The sequence below is a fragment of the Mucilaginibacter sp. genome, assembly GCF_036383575.1.
In the GTDB taxonomy this organism is placed as follows: domain Bacteria; phylum Bacteroidota; class Bacteroidia; order Sphingobacteriales; family Sphingobacteriaceae; genus Mucilaginibacter.
Window position 1 is genome coordinate 15,690 of the sequence record NZ_DASVOB010000139.1, and the last position, 23,158, is coordinate 38,847.

Below are 23,158 nucleotides of genomic sequence, written 5' to 3' on the forward strand. Positions count from 1 at the left end.
AATTAATTAAGCCCGATCTTTTTTATCAATTCATTTCCAGACAAATAGAAGAAAACAGGCATAGGTAACAACCAAATTACCTGGCTTACCAACCTGTAATTGTACTGGTTGGATAATAGGGCATTAACAAGTATCTGAATCAAAATGGCCTGACTGATAAAAAAAAGCCAATAGCCATAGTTCGACCTTCTGTTTTTAATGACAGAAATAATAAAAAGGCAAATACATGCAAGGACTGATATGATCTGAGCGTAGTTTAAATATGTAAATGTTAACCAGCCCTGGAATTGCCTCGTGATAAGGCATTCTCTTACATCGGTGTTGTACCACCGGTAAATTGCCTTAAACGTTTCCGATTGTTCTACCGTTCTGTTATAGCCAGCTATTTCAACGTTAACCGAACTCTTAAGAATGTAATTTAATTTTTGTTTATCGGGGTTGGAACCTGGCTCTGATATTGCTTTCGCAATTGGCCCCTTATTGGGATACATATCCGCAACGCTTTCTTTCACAGGGACTTGAACGTTCACAAGACTAATGATATTAAAATCCCCACCTGAACAAAAGTGCACAGCAGAGATCAGCAAGAAAGTTGTGCCTGCCAGGGATAGCACGGTTAAAACCCGCTTGATATTTGTTTGAATAGCAACGGATGTGCGATACCTATTTTTAAGCTGTAGTCTGATACCATAAATTACTGTTATTAATATCATGGTAAAAAGATTAGACAAGGCCATTCCTGAGCTGATAACTGCTATGATGGCAATGATTATAAAATCGCGACGGGAGAGACTTTTAACAAACAATAAGAGTCCGGTAGACACTATGGTTATACTCGCAAAAACACCCGGATCAATGGTGCTGCTTGTAACCGATGCCGACATGCAAAATGTTGTAAAAAACAAAAACGCCAGGTAAGGAACCTCATAATTTCGTTCTTTTATAAAATAGCGGAAAGCATAGAACAAGGTAATTGAAAGGATCAGACACTGGCTAAAAACAATCAGCCATATCAACTTCCCCCAGCTTGAGTGGGCAATAAATAATCCATACCATGTTGTGTTATATATTGAAACATCCCGATTAAAAGCGGAGTTTATAAAAAAGCCTGTATCGGTTGTCAGTAGTGGAAACTTATTATTAAAAGCGGCAAAGCAAAGAATAACGGCGCCGGATATCAAGACTATAATTGTTTTGTACATTTTGATTAATTAAACCTTTGAAATAAAGAGTTGGCTTGTACTTAGTTGCAGATAAATCATTGCTTATATAAGCCTGTTTTAGTAATAATGAATGACTCCTGGTATGTTTCGTAATCTGTATTAATGTCACAAAGTTGATGGTTTGCATTATTTAAAATATTCTCTGCCGCCAATAAGCCCATCAGTATGCTATGATCTTGATTATTATATTTGAAAGCCCCATACCTCCCTACAACCGAAAGGTTTTCTATCGAAGAAATATATTCTTCTATTGGCTTCAATATTTCCTTGTAACCTTTACTGTATATGGGATATGACCTGTGGATACGATGTACATAACCGTTTTCAATCAGGTCGGGGCTTACCAGTCCGGTCCGGGCAATTTCATCAGAGGCTAATTTTACAAAATCTTCATCGTTATAACGCCACATAGGTTCATCATCGTTACACCAATACTCAATTGCTATAATGGTTTTTTCCTCATTGCCGTACAAGCCTGGTATCCAGTTCCTGAAATTGGTAACTCTTCCCATTTGCAGGTCTGTAGAATGTATATATAGCCAATTATCAGGAAATAGTGATGTAGAGTTGATCTGCAAATAAACCAGTACGGTATTCCTGAACTTTAAATGTTCTGCTAAATGCCTTATGGTTTCAGGAACTTCGGTTAACCGTTTAACCATTAAAGTGTAAGGCATTGAAGATATCACATGGTCATATTCCCGGAACGATCCGTCTTCTAACTCAATACCTAAAATTTTGCCTCGATTGGTGATTATGCGGTAGACAGGCGTGTTTAAATGGATGTTGTTTCCCGAATTTCTCACTGCGTCAGCCATTCTTTCATAAACCATTCCGGAGCCACCTAAAGGATAAGCAAACTGATCAACAAGCGTCTTATGCTTATTACCTTTTCCATTTAATACGGCATTTTTTATGGATTCATACAGGGACAGCTTTTTGATACGTTGAGCTGCGAAATCGGCATCTAGGTCTTTACAGCTTATCCCCCATAACTTTTCGGTATAATTTTTAAAAAATACTTCAAACAAGCGCTTACCAAATCGGTGCTGTACCCATGTTTCGAATGACCCGTCTTGTTCTGTTGCAGAAATACGTTCCAGCAAATAGCTAAAAACACATTGCCCCGCTTCAAAGATGCCGAGATTGCTTAATGCATTGAAGATCCTGATAGGGTAACTATAAAATTTGTTTTTATAGTAAATCCTTGTAAGCCTGTCTATCATTTCGTAGTCCTTGCCAACAACTTCCAGCCAAAGAGCATTTACTTTTTTATCAGTGCTAAAAAAGCGGTGAGGGCCAATATCAACTTTCTGATTCCACAGTGTCAAAGTTCCCGCAAGACCTCCGATCCGGGAACTGGCTTCGTAAACATCAACTTCTATGTTATGTTTAACTAATGAGTAAGCTGCCGTCATTCCTGCAGCGCCGGCGCCAATAACTGCAACTTTCATAAGGTATGATTAATATTGTTCAATGTTTTCATAATTGAAACCTGCCCTCTTATAGCACATCCATCGATTTATTGCTTTATCAATATAAGGGACAGAGAAATAAAGTATTTATTGATTGTACACCAATGATCCAGATTATATGATGTGCTGCTGGATTGCCTTATATTGAAAAACAGGAACATCCGCCCCTTAACGGAGCTCTCTGAACCAGTGTCTATAATTCAAAACATAGTGCACATCAAACCAGATCAATTCTCCACCGGATCAATAAAATGACTGGCGGTCAAAGCGGTACCTTTTCCTATCATCAGTAACAATTCCTTTAAAGAAACAGTAAATGGGATCAGCTCACCGTTTTCAAGCTCGATACAACGCTTCTTTTTATCAATACTTTGGATAAAGCGCCTATTAATGATAAAAGATTGGTTAACTCGGAGAAAGTCCTCGGATAATAATTCCTTATGTAATTTAGTCAACGATTTGACCGTTAAAATCTGCTTCTCTTGCAGGAAATGGATATTGGTATAACAGCTATCAGACCGACAAAAAAGGATTTCCTCGGGTTTTATAAAATAGATTCTGTTTTGCTGTGAAATGATAATTTTTTCAAACGACATGCTGTGTATAGATTTAGGTAAATAAGGTTATTATGTAATATATGGCTATGGCATTCGCCAACCATTCATACGCTAATGCAATTCAAATTAAAGAATAGCAGGCTTAAACCGCTACTCTTCTTGGGCGAGGCTCAAGTATTATTTCAATCAAAAAGATAATAATAACTGATAAGAGGGATAGACAAAATGTATTTTTCTTCATATTGATTTGTTATAATTGGTTGTATGAAGACCCCTTTTGAGAAAAACGGGTGAATGCATAAAAGAAATTAAATATTTTTTTGATAACTATTCTTTGAACCCCTGCAAGCAAAGAAATTATTGTTTCTTCTCTAAAGATATCGGCGTATGTCTTTAGTTAATCTGGACGCAACTATCAATGAACAAAACAATCCATAAAACCTTAATATTGATTTTCTTTATCACATTGCTACAGCTTACAAGAATTGCAATAGCACCGGTAGCATTAACGAAAAATCGAATCTTAAAAAAAGCATAGCAGACGTACCACCAAAGCACTTCCAAATTGATAAACTTCAAAATAGAAGAAATTATGCAAGGAAAATTAAACCATCCATGGCTTTATAATAACTTTTCATGTCAAAAGCCTGTGAGCCATAGAAACGGCAACACTCAAATTGAGTGTTGTCTTAAGTTCCCCGGAGTAGGCTCGAACCATTGCAAAACAGGAATTGAAACTTAAGGCTATAAAAACTTTTGACTACATTTATGTATCCTTAAATTGTGGGATTAAAATTGAGAAATAATTGAGATTTTTTTGAGGCCATTTCGGTTGCTAAACTTTTAATCTAATGGCTACTGTGCGAGGGGTTATAATACCCTTAGAAAAAAAGTGGCCCTATTTACGTCGAGAGCGCCCAATACTCTGGCATCAGCGGCTACCTGTAACTCATGTTGAAAAGTATGACCGGCTAACGTTGCGTGGTTAACTTCGATATTTATTTTGACATCATGCAACAGGTTCTATTCGCGTAAGAATCCGATAACTGAAGGTGCAGCCTGCCAAGCAAACATCCATCTCCAGTTGTTTTCACCAAGGCTATATAAAAAGTAATTAGTAAAATAAGCTACCAAAATACCAATCACGATGGCCATTTCGGCGGGGCCATTTCCGCAATGTATATGGGCGATACCATGGCAACGGTTCCGACGCCTAATCCACCAATTAAACTAAAAAGAATAAACACAAGCAATGCCTCCGATAGACCGGTGCCAATTCCGGAAACAGCAAACAAGAGGGCACATGAGTCTAAGGCCGGCCGACGCCCAAATGCATCAGCTATTTTACCGGCAAACATTGCCCTCGCGGCACAGCCGGCAAGAATTGAGCTTACCGACCATCCCAGCGTATATTAGGATTGGGGTATTCCGCAATTTCGATAGCTTTGATCAACGCGCCAGATTCAGTTTGGCGCAGTCCCATTACTAAAACGTTCTTTTCGCCCTTTCCAAATTTCAGCCAACATTCCGGCAAATAAAACTCACGTTGGGGCCCAACCTCCCAGTGACGGCCAATATTGTTTCCGTTCAGCCACATATAGCCATTCCCGGAAGCGTTGACACGTGCTAACCATTTTGATTGATCAGCCGATCCCGGCAATTTAAACTCAACCCTATACCAGGTAATCAGTGATGTTGGAGTATCTTTAGGTTGGACCCTATTTCCTTTTCCGGGGATAACGTACAGTGTATCCAATGCAATCTTTGTCCATTTCTTTGCATCGAAACCCGGAAGTGTCCAACCATTACTAACCCCTGCCAAATCTTTAGCTACCTGCCATTGCAGTGGATGCGTTATATGCCTGGTTGTATTTGATAAACCACCTTTGTTAATTCCCGAAAGCTCCTCCATCGGCATATAGCCATGTGCGTGTCCTAAATTTTCATAAATAACCACAATTTCGTTATTCCCATTTTTTAACAATCCCGATACATCAAACTGATTGTCAAATGTATTTGAATCAATCCGGACAAAACAATCACGCGTTGGCCAGGACTGTGCATCTGCTTTGTCGGGAAAAAGGCGCTTGGCAAGTTTCCCGTTTACCTGCGCGGTAACAATATCACGACTAAACATATTGAATAGTAACCTATTTTCAGTGACTGCCTGCCCGGCATTAAGATTTACCCTGCAACGATAGTAGCTATACCGAAAATCGTTCACGCCTATTTCGGGCAATGATCTTCCTTCTACCCATGGCTGCCATTTTGCCTCTTCAAATGGATCATCCTGCTTAAGGGCATTTGCAATGCGAATAACAGCAGCGGCTTCATTGATATGAGTTGGCCGGGTTTGAGTTTTTGGCCACCACTCTCCCTTATCGGCGCTAACACCAGGTGGAATCACTAATACCTTAGCATCAAGACCAGCAAGGTTATAACTAACGTAATGGGTCAATAATAAGTTTTGCTGAAGTGTCTGAATTTGCCGTTTTGATGAGTACTTTCTCTCCGTGCTGATTGATATTATAGATCGGCGCATCCGGACGTGCAATTTTTCCCGGCACTATTGTTACCGTACCCGATAGTGTATTTTTAGCATCCGTATTATCCAGAAAAACAAATTTAGTGCCGTCAGGCGCTATACGCACACCTCCAAAAAGCTCTTTCGGTGCTGCATTGTCGTCAACTTTAAACTGGCAAGGACCGCCCTGTGTGTGTAAAAGCTTGGGGCCATATTTTTTAATAAACTCACCTATACCCTTTGCTGCAGAATACTTCGGCGATAATTGTCCATTCTCCCTTATTGCAGCATTATAGTCATAGCTTGTTGTCATTCCACGTGCGCCCCAACCGGCATAATTGGTACCACCATAAAACATATAGTAATTTATACCCGAGGCACCACCCAATAAACTCATTAATCCAATAGCTTGCATATGGCGCGCATCGGAATAATTTTCATCGCTAAGCCGTCCGGTTACCAAAGAGAACCAGCCGCCCTGTAGTTCCGTAACAAACCCGGGGGCATCAGGCTGGCCGCGCCGCAGCTGTTCCATACGATAGGCACAACTTGGGGCATCATTTAATCCAACATAATAATTATCACAATCAAAAACCTGCGAAAGTTCGGGATCTTTACTATTACGACACTCGGCGGTTAAACAGGTGAATACTGGAACATCAATACCATTATTTTTTACCGATCGGTAAAGGGCCTTTAACAAATGCTCTTTGCCGGTACCTTCGTATGCATCGTACTCATTCTCGATCTGCACCATAATAATACCTTTGTCTCCTTTTGGTTTTCGGGTAAGCTGTTCTTTGGCAAGCACTTTGCAAACTGCGTTATACCAGTGTTCTGACCATCTGATATGTTCCGCGTCGGCACTGCGAAGCCAAAAATCGCCTTTACCCGGACCATACTTTGCCAACCATTGCGGGTAACCACCACCAGACCACTCAGCGCATATAAACGGGCCGGGGCGAACAACTGTGTACAACCCAAATTCATCCTGGGCCATTTTCAGCCAGGCCTTCAATTCGGTAAAATCAAACTTAGACGTATCTGAGCTATTGGCAGGCATATCACGCTCATGCCAATTCCAGGGAATGTAGGTTTCTACAGTATTGAAACCCGCTTCTTTTATTTTCTTAAACCTGTCCCTCCACAATTCTTTCGGACATCTAAAATAATGAAAAGCTGCACTGTACATGAAAAAATCCCTGCCTTCAATTTTCATGCTATTGCCATCATAACGGATACGCTCAGGGTGCGCGAATTGCTTACCAACCGAAACAGCGGAAACATTGGTTAACGGTTTAGCATTAGTATAACGCAACCAGTTAAAATCTACATAACCGCCTGCTCCGGCCTTGCTGGTATTATAATTAAACAGCGCGAAGCGATTAGCTGTCCAATCCAACCCCAGTCCCATTTTCAGCCCGTTACCAACAGGCTGAAAATTTTTACCATCGGTACTGTAAGCAAATGACGCGGTAAACCCGGTGTGTGTAACACTCGCTTTAAACCAAACCGTACTGCCGGTAAACTTTAAAGCAGTAATAGTGGTATCGTTGTTCACCATCACCATTTGGCGCTGCCTGCCCTTTTGCTGAATTGCGACAAAAGCATAAGGAAACTGAAAAACACCAAATCCGGCAACGTCGCCATCTTTCATACCACCAACATGCATTTCAACCGTGGCTTCGGAATATGGGCCCTGTACACGCTGAGTAAGTGTATTACGGGCATCGGCAAGCTTAGCGGCTTTACCGGCTTTTAACCGCAGGTACCCTTTATGTTCTGTAAGGGACCATTTTTGCGGATCGGGGTTGTGGTTCCATTGCCATTGCAGCCCAAGTTTGGCAGTATTAAATTCATCGGCGGTGGCGGGAGTTTTTATGGGTTGAATGCCACCGGCATTTGGCTTTTTAAAAGTATCTACCCCTTTACCATCCTTACCCGGCATTGGCCAGCCATCTATCCAGGTAACCGGCTCCAGGTTGGGCACCCGGCCGATAGGGCCGCGGTCCTGCATGATAATAAACCACCAGGAGCCATCTTTTAATTGCACCATACCACCCTGGTGCAGGCCGTTTCCGGGATAGGTATGGTCGTCATTAATAACCACCTTCGATTCGTAGGGGCCGTAAATATTATCCGAACGCAGACAAACCTGACGCCCTTTTGTACCGCCGGTAGAGCCCAGCAAATAATATTTACCGTTTACCTTATATAAATGCGATCCTTCGAGGTATGGGTATTGGGGATTGTTATAAATTTCCTTTTGAGGTACTTTTACCGACAGGGCATCGCTATTCAACTCGGTTATATAAAGTTTTTGTTGCCCATGTGCCACGTAAACTTTCCCATCGTCGTCAAAAAACAAGCCCGGATCGTATAAATACTCCTTAAAAATGGTTCGTGTCCAGGGGCCTTTAACGTCTTTTGCTGTACATATTGAAAAATGGCCATCTTTCGTGCCCAGGCCCTTCGGGGTACAAAAGCCCGCGTAAAAAGTACCGTTATGGTAACGAAGCGTAGACGCCCATGAACCATTCAGATACATGTTTCCACCCTTCATATCATACCGGGGATCCTCATTATAGCGGGAAACAGCATAACCTGCCATCTCCCAGTTTACAAGATCCTTAGATTTTGCAATGGGACAGCCCGGCACATAATGCATACTGGTTGACATAAAATAAAACTCGTCGCCTACCCGAATAATATCAGGATCGGGCCAATCGCCCCACATTAAAGGGTTGGTAAAAGTGCCGTTACCATTATCCGGCGTCCAAACCTGTGTTCGCTGATTTTTTACCTGGGCAAATGATCCGGTAGTGTAAAACAACAACAATAGCAGGATCCTTTTTATATGCCTATTTTTACTCATGTAAGCTCTATTGTTTTTTTGCTCTTTTAAAATCCTCACGTTATATCCCTTATTTATCCGCTTCAGTTGTCTTAACTGTGAGGCTTGCCGTTTTTAATTTCCCTGTCCCTGCGGTTATAATTATTGCCCCGGCTTTATTGTTGCCTTTTATTAAAATTGAAGCAATTCCTCCACGCACCTTTACCGTAGCCGGACCTATTATTTTACCATTGTTACTTATTGAAAAGCGCACAGTTGTTTCATTATCCAAACACATGACCGTACCATTATTATCGGTTATTTGTGCATGGACGAAAATAGCATCGGCACCATCGGCTATTAATGGCTTGCCCTGCGTATCTGCAATCAATTTAAGCTTGGCTGCTGCCAAAGGAGTTTTAACTGTTTGCCCGGTTACCGCTTTACTCCTTATCAACCCAATGGCCTTTATCTCTCCCTTTTCCCAGCTAATGTTTTTAAAAGTAAATGGCGGATGGTTTAAGTGAGTGCCATTCCCTCCGTCAAAAGAATTACCTCCTTTTTCAAAATCACCATAATCTGTATCCGGTCCAGAATCGGGGCGTTGTTTTTTTATCAGTTTCCCGTTGATGTATAATGCAACCTCATCGCAATTGGAGTACACAACTACGTTTTCGGGCTTGTCGGCAGGTGTCCACCAATTAGCCACGTAAACCATAGGTTTATTATATGTACCAGGAACGGGGCTATGGGCATCTATTTGGCTTTTGAAAAAATAATAGCTAAATTTTGGCAGGCGGTAAACATCCATCATTCCCCAATCTGATGTGACCTTACTGAAAGATTCAAATCCATCAAAAAAGGCCCAGGTAGCATCCCCTATTGTCCACGGATAGTAGGCCGGCCCTCTTAAAAGATTATGCTCCCACTGAAAATTCCAGGCATTTTGTAATAATGCTTTTTCGCCGTTACTCCTGTTTACCCTTGTAGTGGATGCCGAACCACCAAATTCATAATCGCCATACTCCCGTACAAAGCCCGGGCTTTGGGGCTGTATATCCTGCGGCCTGCGAAAGGGATCGTTCCAGCCGTTGAAAGGCACATCCCAATTTGTATGCTTTGCGGCATAGGTATCACCGGCTGTAAAAAAATTATCGCCGGGATATTCCTCATGAGCAATTTCTGAAGACCTCATCCTAAAACTATCTGCCGGATATGTTTCATTCAAACTCACTTCCCACATAATAACAGAAGGATGGTTTCTATCCCTCCTGATCATCTCCCTAATATCCGAGAAAACCCGGTTCTGAAAAATTTCATTATGATTAAAAAATTGCCAGCCCGGGATAGGATCGCCTAACATGATGCCCAGGGAATCGCAAATAGTATAAACCGAGGGGTCTTGCGGGTAATGAGACAACCTTACAAAATTGATCCCGGCGTCTTTAATTCTTTTAAGATCGCGGTACTGCGCTGCATCAGATAGTGCATTTCCGATAAACGGACAATCCTGATGCCGGTTAGTACCAACAATACGAAGAGGCTTATCATTCAACTTAAACCCCTCGGATCTGGTGTAGGAAAGTTTCCGGATACCTATTTTCTGAGAATAGCTATCAACAAGACGGCCATCACTCCATATTTCTGTCCTGAGCTGATAAAGTTCGGGCTGATCCGGCGACCAAAGGGCTGGGTTCAGTACGGTAATTTTCTGCTCCACATCTTTAACCGCATTTCCACTTACTTCAACGCCGGCGGTACTTGACTGTAATTGAATTTTATTTTTCGAATTGGTAATAATTTGTTTTACGATAACTGAAGCTGTTTTACCCGAGGCATCATTGTTAACCTGGGTTTTGACTATTACATCTGCACGCCTGGAAGATATATTTTCGCACCTGGCAAAAACCCCGCCGCCTGCAATAGTATTGGCGTTGGTGGGGTCGGTAATATGAACCGGATTGGTGACTACCAGCCAAACATCGCGATAAATGCCGCTCCAGTAAAGAAACCCCAATGTTGCCAATGGCTTGCCCGGCGGAACGTTTGCGTTATCCCTGTTGTCTAAACGGACAATGATCTCATTGTTTTCACTTCCGTTTACATAGTTATCAAGCGGCACAATGAAAGGTAAGTAACCTCCCTGGTGTTGGGTCACGAACTTGCCGTTAACCCAAACAGTAGCCGTTTGCATGGCCCCTTCAAACCGAAGATATAAGTGCTTTTGCTTATAATTTGCCGGAACAACAAATTGCTTTCGGTAATAACAGATACCGGTAAACTGGTTAACCGCCGGATTCAGCTCCTGCTCATAACGGGCAGGCTGTGGCAGCGAAACTTTTTGCCACTTTAACCCCTTAATTTGCGGGTATTCATTTTCAAAACCCATTGAAGCCTCCCTTACTTCATGAGCTTTTATGCTATCAGCAGGCAGGTTTTTTCCTTTTATATTTTCCTGGTTAAACTGTGAAGAAAAAGAAGTGCCGCTTCTGACTACGGCTGTATTCTTCAGTTTATAAGAAGAATCTATTCTGAACATTTCCCAATTGTAATTGAATTTAGTTACCGACCTGGGTTCCTGCGAGAATGCCTGCTGAAAAAAGCACAAACACCACAACATTGTGAACACTCTTTTTATAGTTTGCCTGGTAAATAAATTGCTAAACAATGTTTTTATGATCATTATAAGTTTTAAATTTTAATTCAAAATGGCAATAGCTATTTGTGCTAAACAACTATCGCCATTTTGAAAACATGTTATAAGCTTGTTAATAGCCCGGGTTTTGTTTCAGATTTTTATCAATGTCAATTTCCGATTGCGGTATTGGCCATAAATAATTCTTATCAGCAAATGTTCTGGTTTCAAGTTTTAACGGGGCCCCGGTTGCGGTATATTTACCTGTTGCCGGATCAATAGTGCCCAACTTCATTCCATAAACAGGCCCGTTCATAACCTCCGAACCAATCTTCCAGCGCTGTACATCAAAAAAGCGTAAACCTTCAAATGCAAACTCAACCCTTCGTTCGTTTCGCACCAGGGCACGTAATGATGTTTGATTGTTGTAAACAGCCTGGTTTACTGCTGGCATCCCTGCCCTTTGGCGCACCAGGTTTATATCGGCATAAACAGAAGCATCAATTTTACCAAGCTCAATTTTAGCCTCGGCATCGGTCAACAACACTTCCGCATAGCGTAAAACGGTCATATTTAAACCGCTTTGGAATAAGTTGGCAAAATCGCCCAGGTTTGATGTAAACTTTTTAACTACATAACCACTTGGTGATGTATTATTGCCACTTGCATAATAATCAGGAGATGAAGGAGTTAGTGGGTCATAATAAGTATTTACAGAGGCTCCGGCCTGTTTAAACGGCGCACCCGGATATAAAATAGTGGCAGCAAGGCGCGGATCCCTGTTTACGTATGGATTAGATGCGTTATAACCAGAAGCAGGATCGGTTATTGGTTTACCGTTATCCATTTCATAAGCATCTACGAGGCCCTGTGTAGGATCAATGGATGACCAGCCTCCTGACGAGTTTGAAGGCATAACCCCTAACACACCGTTCGCATTAGCAGAAGGGTTTTCAACATACTGAACCGATGCAATTATTTCGGGATTATTGTATTGGGCCGTCATACGAAACAGGTCGGAATAACTTGGATACAGTGAATAACCCAATTTAGATACCTCCTGGCAGTCGGCAATACAGTCGGCATAGTTTCCGTTAAACAGATCTACCCTTGCTTTTAATGCAAATGCAGCGCCCTTGGTTATGTGTCCATCGCCAGAGTTATTACTTGCCGGCAAATCGGCAGCCGCCGCAGCCAGTTCGCTTAAAATAAATTTAACAACATCAGCTTTAGGGGTACGCACCGCGGCGATAGATTCGGCAGGGCTAAGCAATTTAGTTACCAGGGGAACATCGCCATACAACTGGCTCATCAAAAAGTATTGATAGGCACGTATAAACCTTACTTGCGCTATCATATTTGCTTTAAGCGCTCCATCCATTGGTGTTTTACCTATGTTTTCCAAAAAGAAATTGGCCCGGGTTATCCCGGAATAGTTATAAGCTGAGGCATCACCTGTTGAAGGGTTAACAGAGCCATTTCCATAAGCCTGAAAGCCTTCCCATGGGTATTGATTGTAACCATTATCGGATACACAATCAAGGTAAACAATCCAGGTAGCTGCAGCCCAGCCGGCTTCATTGGCATAAGTAACGGATGTACCATTATAAACCCCTGCCAGCGCAGCACTGGCATCACTTGCCGAGGTCCATAAAGTTGAATTGCTATATTGATCTTGTGGCTGCCTGCCCAGAAAATCTTTTTTACAAGCTGTAAATAGCGCTGATATAGCTAATATATTTAAAATGACGATCTTTTTCATGTTTTTAAATTTGGGGAGTCTTAAAAGGTTACATTTAAGCCAAGAGAATTAATCTTTACCTGTGGGAAACTGTATCCGCTTTCGCCTGAAGGCGCTTCAGGATCAATCCACTTGTAAAAGCTGGTGAAAGTCAGGATATTCTGCCCGCTGTAATACACCCTAAGTTTTTTCACACCAATCTTCTGTGCCCAGGTAGCCGGCAGTGAATAGCCAAATTGAACATTTTTAAGGCGTACATAGCTGGCATTTCTGATCCAGAATGACGAATAGGTTGAAGCTGGGTCATTTTGTCTGTACGTTAACCACAGCCGCGGAAAAGAGGCCCCGGTATTCGTTACCGACCAACTGTCAAGCATAGCCGATGTAGGCTTTCCGGTCGCAATTCCGTTGGTGCCCAAAGCAATACCGGATATGTAATTTTTAACACCGGCCGCTCCCTGGAAAAACCCGGTTAGATCAAATTGCTTCCAGTTAACATTTAAGTTTAAGCCAAATGTTACTTTAGGGAACCGGGAGCCTAAAACAACCCGGTCGGCGGCATCTATTTTATTATCACCATTCTGGTCTTTATAAATCAAATCGCCGGCAGCAGTGTTTGGGCTTATTCCTGTTTGGCTTGCATGGGCGCTTATCTGTGCAGCGCTTTGAAATATACCTTGGCTTTGGTAGCCGTAAAAAGAATCCTGAGGCTGTCCAACCTCTACTATAGTAGCACCGGTTATTGTAGGCGCATTAGTATCCCCTACTTTGGTTACCTTATTTTTTATAAACGCTGCGTTCCCTGTAACATTCCAGCTAAAATCACCTGCCTTATCATGATAAGTTAAAGCCAGTTCCCAGCCTTTATTCTGATAAGTGGAGCCATTTATATATGGCGCAGTAAGCCCATAAGTTGCCGGAAGTGAAACCTGATATAAAACATCGCTTGTTTTTTTAATAAAATAATCAGCAGTGAAGCTAAATACATTTAAAAAATCGGCATCCAAACCGAGATCTGTTTGCGTGGTTTTTTCCCATATTAAATCGGGGTTAACTCCCGAAAGTGGAGCTACGCCGCCAACAACCGTGCCTCCATACGGATAATTCTGACCAGCGGCAACTGTTGGGACAGTTGGATAATAATAAGTATCAATATTAGATGATGATCCTGTAATCCCCTGGTTTCCTAATTTCCCCCACGACGCACGCAGCTTTAAATTAGAAACAGCAGATTTTAAACTGTTGAAGAAATCTTCTTCAGATACGCGCCAGCCCGCTGATGCGCCCGGGAAAACACCCCAGCGATGCCCCGGAGCAAAACGTGATGATCCATCATAGCGAATATCGCCTTCTAACAGGTACTTGCCTTTGTAATCGTAATTTACCCTTCCAAAATAAGACCGTAACGCCACATCATAAGTATAATTAGAGGTTGTCTGGCCATTTGTAGGCGCTGCATCAAGGTTGCTCAAAGCATTGTTTAAGAATCCCTGCCTGTAGCCTTTTAGCTGATAAAACCGGGTATATTCCTGGGAGGCGCCACCTAATACCTTGAAGCTATGGCCACCAGTTTTAACGCTATACTCCAATAACGCTTGAGGCGAAATATAAGTTGTACTGTTATAGGTATCGGTTGCATTACTGATGTTTGGTACCCCGCTAACTGTACCGTCGGAATTATAATATTGAATAGACGAGACGAAATTATCGTTTTGATTTTGATTAAGCTTATAGTTTAATGATGGTTTAAAATGCAAACCTTTAGTTATTTCCCAATCGGCCCCAAAACTACCCTGAAAATTATAGGCTTTGTGATTATCAAACGATGGTGAATTGAGCCATGCTAAGGGACTTCCGTCAGCGATATGTCCGTATTCACCATTCTGATAATAGGCAGGTATTATAGGAGAGATCCGGTTAAACTGACGGATAACCTGACCAAACCCCTGGTCGGCCGCTAAAGAGCTTTGTGGTTGTGTAAGCGGTTGGTAAGTATAAGAAATATAACCAAAAACAGATAAATTATCCTTTACCTGGCTGTTGAGGTTTAAGCGCCCGGTATAACGTTGCGTATTGGTTTTCGGGGTAATCCCATTCTCATCAAAATAGCCTATAGAAACGGCATAAGTTGTTTTATCATTGCCACCATTTACCCCTATATAGTGATTTTGCTGAAAACCGTTCCCGCGATAAAATAGCTTTAACCAATCTGTATTGGGATAGTTGAAAGGGTCTGAGCCATCTTTAAACTTTTGTATCTGGGCATCTGTATAAACAGCAGCTTTTCCTTCGTTAACCCTCGCTTCATCATACATGGTTGCAGCTTGCCATGACGGCAGATAATCTGGCAACGCCACCGCTTTATTTTTTCCAAAATAGTTACTGTAAGTTATTTGCGCCGTGCCTTTCTTACCTTTTTTAGTAGTTATTACAATAACACCACCGGCAGCCCGGTTTCCGTAAATTGAGGCAGATGCCGCATCTTTTAACACTGAGATATTATCAATATCATCGGCATTTATGGCGTTCATATCACCCGTACTTGAAATAACACCGTCGATAACTACCAGCACAGCGGTACTGTTTAACGATTGCCCCCTGATGTTGATAGTGCCTGCATCAAAACCTGGCTGACCATTATTGGATGTGATGGTAACGCCGGGAACAGTACCTTGCAAGGCATTGGTAACCCCTGTAACCGGCCTGTTCTCTAATTGTGCTGCACTAACTACTGATACAGCACCGGTAAGATTTACTTTTTTCTGGTTACCATAACCAACAACTACAACTTCATTCAGTCCCTTAACATTTGATACCAGGGTTACATTAATAACTGTTCGTCCTTCGGTTTCTATTTCCTGCGGTTTATATCCTATTGAGGAAAAAACTAAAACACCACCTGCTGGTGTCTGAATGGCAAACTGACCCTTTATATCCGTCATTACACCAATGCTTGTTCCATTAACGGAAACAGATACTCCTGGCAATGTCTGGCCATCGTCTGCCCCTTTAACAACCCCTGTAACCTTGACCTGGGCAAAACCGATTATTGAAAGCATCAATAACATGCCGGTTAAATAAAACTGTCTTTTGTAGAATTTGTTCATGCTGATAATTTAATGGAGGTTTATTTGTCAATCACACATTTATTGGTTTGAATATGGGATTACACCATATATTTTGTATTGTTAACTATTGGTTTTATAACAATTGGTGTTCAAAGGTATAAACACAGTGAATCAGGAACCAAGCGAAACGGGCTACAATTTTAACACAAACGTTTGTTTAACAGTTATTAAAAAAGGGGGATAAATAATGATCTGTTTGATAAAAGGACTACAGCATGATTAAAAAAAACACTTAATATTTCAAAATATTGACCGTTAAATAGCATAACAATTAACTTTTAGCACTAAACAAGTCCTTCCCAAAATATGTTAATTTTTATGCTCCTGTTATTTGAAGATTCAACAACTCCAATGCAAAATTGGATTACAAAACGTTTGAATCACCCCTATTTATTGTTTTGGGGGAATTGCACAGACTACTGTAAATAATTCATTACACAAACGTTTGCCTTGTATTGTGCTTTGGGGGCAGCACCTAATTTTGTTCCTTGAATTGAATGATAGCATCGATAACCTTCACCTGGCAACAAATTTCTGAGCTGCTTCACCAATGGTATAGAATTTTTGTCACATCAGAAGAAAACATAACGAATGAAAAGTAAGGCCAGTTTCAAAAAGTTGTTTTGAAGCTTTTTAAGCTTAATTGCTAATCAATCCCACTTTCTTTGTTTTCAAAAGATTCCTATTTAAAAGCTTCACGACGTTTAATTGAACCTCATCGATTATTTTCCAGTGTAATTCTAATTTTTACATTATAAGTTCCATCATTTTTTAAATGGTGTTTTAGAACCATTGCACAAATCGTTGCCATACGGATTTTTTAGCACGAAAAAGATTGTACCATATTTGTACCACCTTTTAGTGAAATTCAACAAAAAAACGTGTAAAACTTGACGATACGACGGTTGTCGATTCAAGATCTGGCGAGCCCTCAAAAGTGCCCTCATGCAAAGGAAAAGCCGTTTCTTGGTGTATGAAACGGCTTTTTTATTCGTGATCCCATTTGGATTCGAACCAAAGACCTACAGATTAGAAATCTGTTGCTCTATCCAGCTGAGCTATAGGACCATCGCATCCTATTACAAATATACACATGGTTTCGAACCCATGATATATTGTATAATTTTTTGCGGTGCAAATATGCAAAATTATGCTGAAAATAACAATCAATTTGGCAATTGATTTACTACAAGCTGTTTAACAGCCTGTTACTATAAAACCAGGGTAAACTTGCCTTTGTTTTTGATCTTGCTACAAAAGGCGTCCGTCCGTTCAAAGGTGTAACAGTTGTCCGTTGCCCAATCAATGAAATCAGCTATCCGTGCAACAAAAGCGTCGCCTGAGTTTTTTGAAACATAGCCCGGGAAACCGAATTTCTCTTTATCGTGCAGATCGGTGAACTCCCAGGGGTGAAAATATAAATTCAGATAGCCATCTTTTTTGTGTGCTGCCGAAGCCATTCTTTTTAACAGGGATAGCGGCAGATTATGAAAACTCAGCCAAAACAATGGAAAACGGATCAATGGCGAAACAGACGCAGGGATCTGCAGCACATCTTGGTCATAAAACCAGCTGCGTGGCTTATTAAAATTGTTGTACCTCCCAGGCAGCCATGTTGGGTTTATAGACGAGTTGTATTCATAACCAGCCCTCGCTATCTCGGCCTCATCAACGGGCATCATCCGGGCCATCCGGAAACCTGTTACTTCAGTCCCCGAAATATCTTCCAGTGCCAGCTTTGATTGTCTTAAATGCTCGACTTTAAAGTCGGAATGGTAATACCCGTGCGATGCTACTTCATGCCCTTCGGCTACCATCTGTTTAATGATATCAGGCTTATTGATGGCATAATTAGCCGTGCAAAAAAATGTAACTCTTATATTTTTCTGCCTCAGTAAGCCGAGTATAGTATTGGTACCCCTTGTTGAAATTTCAAGCTGTTCATCAAAAGTTATTGATTTTCCGTATTCAAACGGCATATCAAACTCCTCAACATCAAACCCTAATAAAATCATTATCTACAATAACAACATTTGATGAACGAATGATATAATGCGGGCGATGTTTTGACTGCATAAATATTTTGCCTACGTAAACACCTATAACACTCATTACAAGCAACTGGAGACCGCCAAAAAAAGCTATGGTAGCAATAATGGAAGCCCAGCCCGAAACCGCGTAGCCTAAAAAATAACTCACCAGCACGTAAGGAATATACAGAATGGCCAGCGTTGAAAAGAACAAGCCTATTAACGAAACAATATATAATGGCCTGGCGCTGAACGCCACAATACTGCCAACGGCAAGTTTTACTAATTTTGAGAAGGAATAACTTGCCTCGCCGGTGTGCCGCTTTGATGGCACATAAGGGACACCAATTTGCTTATAACCGGCCCATTTAATTATTCCCCTGAAAAAGATCTCGTATTCGTCAATGAGCTTAAGCTGCTTTACTACCTTCTCATCAATCAGCCTGAAATCGGCAGTACCGTTTTCCATCTTGATATCCGACAGCATGTTAAGCCCCTTGTAAAACAACTTAGAAGTAACTTTCTGGTATCCTTTGCCATGGGGATTTTCACCTTCGCGATAGGTGTAAACAATATCATAGCCGTTTTCCCAAAGCTTTAACATCTTCAGGATCAGTTGCGGCGGGTGCTGCAAATCAGCATCCATGGTTATAACAGCATTACCGTGGGCCATGGCAATGCCGGCTTTAAGGGCGTAGTCTTTACCAAAATTGCGCGAAAGCTCTACATAAAAAACATTAGGATGTAATTCGGCACTGATCTTTAATTCATTCAGGGTGTTATCGCGGCTCCCATCGTCAACAAAGATCAGCTCATAGGCATAACCCGTGGGCGAAAGTGTTTCACGAATTTGCTCAATTAAATAACTAATGTTTTTTTCTTCGTTATGGGCAGGTATAACAATAGAAATTTTTTTATCGACAAGGTATTTCATAGCTAAACTATGGGAAATTTTAATTGTAACAGGCGGTATTAATATTAAAAGCTTATATTTGATTGCTCTTTCAAGCACTCTAAAATAACCTTACGATAAATCATTACAAAATGTAACTATCGTAGTCAATTTTAACAGAAAAGTGCAAAGCTCCCCAAGCGTAACTTTCCTGTTACAAACATAATTAATAATTATCTATTAACCTGCGAAATCTTCCGGGTTTTACACTAAAAAGACAATTATTCAAGGTTTATTTTATTCCTGGATCCATCTGAACTATTGCCTGGTTTAGCGCACTTTCTTTTTCCTTAGCAAAATCCCGGGTGAGCGTTTCGTAAATTATTTTAAGCCAGATCAGAAAGCAGGGTATCGATTTTAATTTATAGGGAACAATATACTGTGTGCGGATGTAAGACGGAAACAGGTCTGAAGGCGAAAGACTGGTTATTAACAGCGCCAAAACCAACAGAAAAATCTCGAAGTTGGTTACCGGTCGGTTCAAATTCATAAACCAAACAGCTACCCCAACAAAAGCGATAATATAGGTTGATGATTCGGCCGAGCTACTGAAGATCACGGCGAAGATCAATACCGATGAAAGGATCAACCGCTGATATTCTACTATCTTATAAGCTCCTATGCGCAGGTACGACAGGGCAAACAGCACCAATGCCGGCCCTATTACATACATATTTTTGAGGTCATCATAATGGGAAATCCGTCGGATAAAACCTGTAACGCAAATTTCCTGCATTACTGAATGTTGATTACCCGAATTTTTCATCACCAGGTCGGTGTACCAGTCATGATAAGTTTGTATGATAAACGCTGGGGATGAAATAGCCATGGGCAAAACAAACAACACTGCCGACCAGAATATAAAGCTCAAAACAAATTTGGGTTTGTTAGCCGAAAAGAAAAAGAAGGCCAGCCCAACTATACCATACAGCTTGATGAACGCACCAAGGGCAATCATCAGCGCAGCCCAAAAATCCTGCTCGCGTTTTATAAAATTAAAGCCTAATATGATAAGCGCCGCTATCATAGGGTTACTTTGTACATTGGCCGATGCCGTCATTAGCTCATGAGCGCACAATAAAAGCACAATAACATACTGATCTTTCTTAAGCGGTAAAAGCTGAATGGCTTTAAACAGAATAAATGCGTTGAACAACACCCACAAAATAACGCCTATACTATCGGGCAAGATAGAGAATGGCGCCATGATTATCGAAAATATCGGCCCGTAATGATTCAGATCATAATAATGCTCGGGCTGATAAGCATACAGGTTATGCTGGTGAATGGTATTTAAAAAGTTATATTTAAATATGGTGTAATTGTTAAACCCCTGATGGGCTAAAACACCTTTAATTACCAAAAATAGACTTAGGCCAAACCATAAAGAATACACAAAAGGTTTGTTGCTGATGAGCTTAGCAAGTTTTTGCACGGATTAGGAATTTGAAAATTTATGCGAAGATATAAATACGTCACACAATTATTACAAATCCCCAAATTTAACTTGTGCTGTATTATCTTTGACCAAACCCAATCATTACCATGAATCCAAACCTCTCTCCCACTAACCACAATGCCGATCGTCGTAAATTTATCGGTCAGTTAGGTGCTATGGCCGGTGCTGCCGCATTGCTATCAACTCCGTTTGCTGCCGATGCCCTTACCAAGCCAGATGAAAACATCACCGTAGGGCAAATCATTGATCTGTTTATGAAACAGGTGCCGGGTGCTCCGTTCCCTAATACTGTGGATACGCTGAAATCGGGCAACCGCGATATTGTTGTTACCGGGATAGTTAGCACCATGTTTGCCACCATTGGCATTATTGAGAAGGCGATTGGCTTAGGCGCAAATTTTATCATAGCACACGAACCAACTTTTTACAACCATGCCGATGAAACAACCTGGCTGGCCAATGATGATGTATATCAGTATAAAAAAGAATTGTTGGATAAACATAACATAGCCGTTTGGCGCAATCACGATACCATACACAGCCTTAAGCCCGATGGCGTTGGCATAGGTTTATTAAAGCAGCTCGACTGGGTAAGCTATTATAAGCCCGAAACAGGCAACCTGCTAAGTATTCCTTCTACCTCCTTAAGCTCCCTTATCGAAACGCTGAAAAAGAAACTGAAAATTGAAAAGGTGCGCTACATAGGTAACCCAGCTCAAAGCTGCCAGAAGGTATTATTGCTTCCCGGGGCAGCCGGCGGTAAAAGGCAGATCAGCGAAATGAGCACCAAGAAACCCGACGTGCTGATCTGCGGCGAAATATCAGAATGGGAAACTGCCGAATACGTAAGGGATGCACAAGCCAAGGGCGATAAACTATCCTTAGTTGTATTAGGCCATATTGCCAGCGAAGAACCGGGCTCGGAGTTTATGATAGGCTGGCTGAAGCAAAACGTACCCAACATTAAAGCAACGCACATCCATCCGGGCAATTCACTATCGTTTATGTAGTAAATAGTCACGTTTTAGCATTAATTAAAGCCAATATTTTGCTAAATATGGTAACATTACGTACAATTGTAAATTACTCTGTTTTTAAGTTGTAGGGCGCACTGCTTATCTGTAAACTTTACATTTAAAAAAAGGTATAGTTGACCTGATTAATTGTTGATAATATCGGCACGAAAGCGCCATTAAAAATTTAATTTATACAAAAAAGTAGCTGTAATTTAAGTAAAAATTGCAATTTTCAATTTTTAAAATACTAAGTGTTTTTTTTACAATAAGTAAATCCTACTTTTAACCGATTTTTAAAAAAACAAAAATTTATGATCATAATTGCTGACGGTGGCTCAACCAAAACAAATTGGTGCCTGGTTACCGAAGAGGGAAAAAAAGTTTACTTTAATACCGAGGGTTATAACCCATACTTTTCAAGTACAGAGTATATTATACAATCACTGAACGAAAGCCTGCCTACCGATCTTGAAAAAAACCAGATCACAGAGGTAAATTACTATGGTGCAGGTTGTTCAACCCCCGAAATGCGCAAAATTGTTGAGGAAGCGATGAAAGTGGTTTTCGTTGGCGCAAAGGTTAACATAGGTCATGACCTGTTGGCTGCTGCCCGTGCTTTGCTTGGCAACACCGAAGGTTTTGCTGCCATATTAGGTACCGGAACCAACACCTGCATTTATGATGGTAAAGAAGTTGTACACAATATCGACTCAGGTGCTTACATCCTTGGTGACGAAGGCAGCGGTTGCTACATCGGCAAAAAACTGTTAACTGATTACCTGCGCGGCTATATGCCAGAGCCTGTACGTGCCCTTTTCTGGGAAACTTACAAACTTACTCCTGATGATATCAACGAGCAGGTTTACACCCAGCCACGTGCAAACCGTTTTTGCGCAAGCTTCAGCAAATTTGTTTACGATAACAACGTACACATCGAATACTCACGTAACCTGGTACGTACCTCGTTCGAAGATTTCTTCCGTAACCTGGTAACCCACTACCCTGATTACCAAAAATATACTTTCAACTGTATCGGTTCGGTAGGTTATAACTTCCGTAACGTACTTGAAGAAGTAGTTACCGAAAATGGTATGGTTGTTGGCAACATCATCCGCTCACCTATAGATAACCTGGTGAAATACCATTTGGAATTAGCACCTTCTTCTTTATAAGAGTCAAGAAGCAAGAAGTCGAGAGTCAAGACCTAAGAAGTTAAGATTTTAAGATAATAAAGGGCTGGAAGATTTTCCGGCCCTTTTCTTTTCCCCCTTTCCACCCGTCATTGCACGAAGCAATCGCGAACTGTACAGGGGCATTTGCATGGCCGCTCTTTCCCCACCAAGTCATTGCGATGTGATGAATGTTTCCGTCCGTCCGTATACCTGTATCACTACTCCTTCAGACAAATGTGGACATGGATTAAATGGAAGCACGTCCTCTCCCTCCGTCATTGCGAGTAACCATCAGGGGTACCTGAAAAAAAATGTAATGACGTGCCCTGCGATGAGAAGTAAGATATTTGCGGAATAAACAGGGCAAATTAGACACCCCGTATAACCCTTGGGACCTTATAGAGTCCGCTTGC

Annotated in this window: 13 protein-coding genes, 1 tRNA gene and 2 pseudogenes; 2 read left to right on the forward strand and 14 right to left on the reverse strand. The window is 41.3% G+C overall.

Annotated features, from left to right (window positions below; all coding sequences use genetic code 11):
• Nucleotides 1-2 precede the first annotated feature (2 nt).
• The 14 genes and pseudogenes from VF500_RS05060 to VF500_RS05120 all read right to left on the reverse strand — a co-directional run bounded on the left by VF500_RS05060 (nucleotide 3) and on the right by VF500_RS05120 (nucleotide 20,533).
• A complete protein-coding gene (locus VF500_RS05060; protein ID WP_330858632.1) occupies nucleotides 3-1,202 on the reverse strand; it encodes a hypothetical protein in 1,200 nt (399 codons plus the stop codon).
• A gap of 56 nt (nucleotides 1,203-1,258) precedes the next feature.
• The gene (locus VF500_RS05065; protein ID WP_330858633.1) at nucleotides 1,259-2,677 is read right to left on the reverse strand and encodes an FAD-dependent oxidoreductase; all 1,419 of its coding nucleotides are present in this window, start codon (nucleotides 2,675-2,677) and stop codon (nucleotides 1,259-1,261) included.
• 248 nt (nucleotides 2,678-2,925) lie between these two features.
• Nucleotides 2,926-3,294 (reverse strand): LytTR family DNA-binding domain-containing protein, encoded by a 369-nt coding sequence (locus tag VF500_RS05070; RefSeq protein ID WP_330858634.1) that lies wholly within the window; start codon nucleotides 3,292-3,294, stop codon nucleotides 2,926-2,928.
• An 831-nt stretch (nucleotides 3,295-4,125) separates the two neighbouring features.
• Nucleotides 4,126-4,311 (reverse strand): annotated as a pseudogene (locus VF500_RS05075) (xylose isomerase); the annotation flags it as partial.
• A gap of 39 nt (nucleotides 4,312-4,350) precedes the next feature.
• Nucleotides 4,351-4,613 (reverse strand): annotated as a pseudogene (locus tag VF500_RS31765) (MFS transporter); the annotation flags it as partial.
• A 32-nt stretch (nucleotides 4,614-4,645) separates the two neighbouring features.
• Nucleotides 4,646-5,713, reverse strand: a complete 1,068-nt coding sequence (locus VF500_RS05080) for a beta galactosidase jelly roll domain-containing protein (RefSeq protein WP_330858635.1) — start codon at nucleotides 5,711-5,713, stop codon at nucleotides 4,646-4,648.
• Nucleotides 5,697-8,654 (reverse strand): beta-galactosidase, encoded by a 2,958-nt coding sequence (locus VF500_RS05085; protein ID WP_330858636.1) that lies wholly within the window; start codon nucleotides 8,652-8,654, stop codon nucleotides 5,697-5,699. Before VF500_RS05085 ends, VF500_RS05080 begins: the two co-directional genes overlap by 17 nt.
• A 49-nt stretch (nucleotides 8,655-8,703) precedes the next feature.
• Entirely contained in the window at nucleotides 8,704-11,151 is a 2,448-nt protein-coding gene (locus tag VF500_RS05090; protein WP_330858637.1) for a glycoside hydrolase family 2 protein, read from the reverse strand.
• Between the two features lie 229 nt (nucleotides 11,152-11,380).
• Nucleotides 11,381-13,009 carry a RagB/SusD family nutrient uptake outer membrane protein gene (locus VF500_RS05095; protein WP_330858638.1) on the reverse strand — a complete coding sequence of 543 codons (1,629 nt, stop codon included), beginning with the start codon at nucleotides 13,007-13,009 and terminating at the stop codon, nucleotides 11,381-11,383.
• 20 nt (nucleotides 13,010-13,029) lie between these two features.
• Nucleotides 13,030-16,095 carry a TonB-dependent receptor gene (locus tag VF500_RS05100; protein ID WP_330858639.1) on the reverse strand — a complete coding sequence of 1,022 codons (3,066 nt, stop codon included), beginning with the start codon at nucleotides 16,093-16,095 and terminating at the stop codon, nucleotides 13,030-13,032.
• 1,015 nt (nucleotides 16,096-17,110) lie between these two features.
• Nucleotides 17,111-17,184, reverse strand: a tRNA-Arg gene (locus VF500_RS05105).
• A gap of 143 nt (nucleotides 17,185-17,327) precedes the next feature.
• Nucleotides 17,328-18,131, reverse strand: a complete 804-nt coding sequence (locus VF500_RS05110) for a polysaccharide deacetylase family protein (RefSeq protein ID WP_330858640.1) — start codon at nucleotides 18,129-18,131, stop codon at nucleotides 17,328-17,330.
• Nucleotides 18,112-19,080 carry a glycosyltransferase family 2 protein gene (locus tag VF500_RS05115; RefSeq protein ID WP_330858641.1) on the reverse strand — a complete coding sequence of 323 codons (969 nt, stop codon included), beginning with the start codon at nucleotides 19,078-19,080 and terminating at the stop codon, nucleotides 18,112-18,114. Before VF500_RS05115 ends, VF500_RS05110 begins: the two co-directional genes overlap by 20 nt.
• A 250-nt stretch (nucleotides 19,081-19,330) precedes the next feature.
• Nucleotides 19,331-20,533 (reverse strand): glycosyltransferase family 87 protein, encoded by a 1,203-nt coding sequence (locus VF500_RS05120; protein ID WP_330858642.1) that lies wholly within the window; start codon nucleotides 20,531-20,533, stop codon nucleotides 19,331-19,333.
• Nucleotides 20,534-20,643: 110 nt separating this feature from the next.
• Here VF500_RS05120 and VF500_RS05125 point away from each other — a divergent pair, with 110 nt between their 5' ends.
• Nucleotides 20,644-21,567 (forward strand): Nif3-like dinuclear metal center hexameric protein, encoded by a 924-nt coding sequence (locus VF500_RS05125; protein ID WP_330858643.1) that lies wholly within the window; start codon nucleotides 20,644-20,646, stop codon nucleotides 21,565-21,567.
• 317 nt (nucleotides 21,568-21,884) lie between these two features.
• Nucleotides 21,885-22,745, forward strand: coding sequence for an N-acetylglucosamine kinase (locus tag VF500_RS05130; protein ID WP_112567531.1), 861 nt, complete (start codon nucleotides 21,885-21,887; stop codon nucleotides 22,743-22,745).
• Nucleotides 22,746-23,158: the final 413 nt, after the last annotated feature.